Source organism: Halomonas sp. AOP13-D3-9 (genome assembly GCF_052379125.1).
Lineage (GTDB): Bacteria > Pseudomonadota > Gammaproteobacteria > Pseudomonadales > Halomonadaceae > Vreelandella.
Genome location: NZ_JBQSYH010000055.1, coordinates 1 through 946, shown reverse-complemented (window position 1 = coordinate 946; position 946 = coordinate 1). Strand labels below are relative to the sequence as shown.

The 946-nt window shown below is 58.5% G+C and carries 1 protein-coding gene; it reads right to left on the bottom strand.

All coding sequences use genetic code 11. From position 1 onward, the window contains the following. Nucleotides 1–765: 765 nt before the first annotated feature. Nucleotides 766–946: flagellin (locus ACT3UM_RS24170; RefSeq protein WP_498902555.1), on the bottom strand; the 181-nt coding region annotated here is incomplete at its 5' end.

The window sequence follows — 946 nt, the reverse complement described above, 5'->3', positions numbered from 1 at the left end:
TCGTTCTACTCCCGCGTTCAGAGAAGGACGAAGCCACTGTGTTCCCACAGCACCTCGACCCACTTCCCTACCCCGTCGGGTAGCTTGTGAACGCAGCGTCCACCTTCGGATCAACGTCCGTCGTACTCATTAATGACTTCCGCCCTTCGCACCTGAGCAAGGCTTTTGTTCGGCGCATCCCTGCGCCTCACCCCTTCGGGGCTACCGCGAAAATCCGTTCCCTGCGGATTTTTGGCCTTGCCCAGGCCGCTGAACCTCCGCCAGCGGTCGTTTCGGTTTTGTTCTCCACACTGTTACCAGGCTTCGCAGGCCGAAACTTCCTCACTACTACGGCTTCACCGAGGCGTCGGACCGCTGCCACCTCACACCCGACGCGCTCTTGGCTTTCACCTTGAAGCGCGCCTTCCAGCCAGACTGGATACGATGCCAGGCTTCCCCGGTTACTGCACCGGCTCCCTGTTAACGATGCCACCCTCAAACACGGCACAGGCCTGACTGAGTATCGGGCGTCGCGCTATTTTGCACGCTTACCCACCTGTGCGGCCGAAGCAGGTTCACTTGCGTTGTGTACCGTTAACCTCCTATGGCCTCCTTCAGACCCCACCGTTGGCCAGTGACGCCCTTGCCAATCGGATTGTCTTCCCCTCAGTCGGGGTGACGTCACCTTCTTTCAGGTGACCGGGTTTGCCGGCTTCGCCGGGCAAACAAAAAACGGGGCCTATTGGCCCCGTCGTTACTTTCTTGTGTACTTTACTGGTTAACGGATTAGCCCAGCAGAGACAGTACAGACTGCGGCGTCTGGTTGGCCTGTGCCAGCATGGAGGTACCGGCCTGCTGAAGGATGTTAGCGCGTGTCATGTTGGACACTTCCACTGCGTAGTCGGCATCTTGGATACGCGACCGGGCTTCAGAAAGGTTGGTAGACGTCGTCGCCAGGTTATCAATT